Annotated in this window: 2 protein-coding genes; both read left to right on the forward strand. The window is 52.4% G+C overall.

Annotated elements, in window-relative coordinates; all coding sequences use genetic code 11:
- Positions 1-1,023, forward strand: a 1,023-nt coding sequence (locus D6694_06855; protein ID RMH43572.1) for a PDZ domain-containing protein, incomplete at its 5' end; no start/stop codon positions are given.
- 110 nt (positions 1,024-1,133) lie between these two features.
- Positions 1,134-1,354 (forward strand): elongation factor 4 (locus D6694_06860; GenBank protein RMH43573.1); only part of this gene is annotated, 221 nt, incomplete at its 3' end.

Consider the following 1,354-nt stretch of genomic DNA (forward strand, 5'->3'; position numbering starts at 1 on the left):
GAATATAAAGCCAAAGTGGTTGGCACTGATGCTGGCACGGATGTCGCCTTGCTCAAGATTAACGCAGACGACCTACAGCCGGTCGACATCGGTGATAGTCAGGACTTAAAAGTTGGCCAATGGGTGGTCGCGGTTGGTCAACCGTTTGGTTTTGATCATACAGTGACTGCGGGCATTGTGAGCGCCAAGAAAAGGCAAATCGGCCGGGAACAATACGTGCCTTATATTCAGACAGATGTTGCGATAAATCCGGGTAACAGTGGTGGACCACTGGTCGATCTTGATGGCCGAGTGGTCGGCATTAACTCGCAAATTTGGACACGCAGTGGCGGCTATATGGGCATTTCTTTTGCGATCCCAATTGAGGTGGCCATGCATGTGGCCGAACAGCTGAAGAAGCACGGAAAAGTTCGCCGCGGCTATTTAGGCGTCACCTACCAGGATGTGGACTACGACTTGGCTCAGTCTTTTGGCATGGATGAAGTGTACGGCGCGATCATTCCGGAAGTGAGTGAAGGGTCTCCTGCCGAGCGCGGTGGCTTGAAAGCCGGTGATATCGTCTTAGAGATTAACGGACATCGGTTGGAGAGTGCGGCCGACCTGCCATTTATGATTGGTTTGACGGAGCCAGGTGAACGCATTCGGGTGAAAATTCTAAGGGATGGTAAGGAAAAGAACCTCACCATCAAAGTGGGCGAACGGCCGGATCAGGACGATGCCACGTCCAGTTCGGGGCGCCTCAGCAATCGACTCGGCCTATCCGTGGCTCCGATGCCCGAGGAAATGAAAGGCACGTACGATGAAGAAGGTGTCGTTGTCACTCGGGTCGAGAAAGGGCCAGCATTGCGAGCTGGCATTCAACGCGGTGACATTATCGTCTCCATCAACCGCGAAAAAGTGCCGACGGTAAAAAGATTCCGCGAGGTGGTCAAAAAGCTGCCTGCGGGCAAGCGTGTGCCTGTTCTGTTGGTACGTCCGGGCTTAGGTCGGCGCTTTGTGGTCATTGAGATGCCTAAGAAATAGTTGATCTGGCTTTGCATTCTCTGCGCAGAGCGAAAGGGTTTGCTGACCCTTTCGCTCGAATCGTATAGAATAGCGCCCCTGTATTTTATCGTCGCCAATCACGAGCCGATATGGTCACCCAAGACAAAATCAGAAATTTCTCCATCATTGCGCATATTGACCATGGCAAGTCGACGTTATCGGATCGGCTGATTCAGCGCTGTGGTGGGCTCACTGAACGGGAAATGCAGGAGCAGGTGCTCGACTCAATGGATATTGAACGGGAGCGAGGCATCACTATCAAAGCCCAAAGTGTCACTTTGCAATATCGTGCCGAAGATGGGGAAGTCTA

The organism is Gammaproteobacteria bacterium (assembly GCA_003696665.1).
In the GTDB taxonomy this organism is placed as follows: Bacteria; Pseudomonadota; Gammaproteobacteria; order Enterobacterales.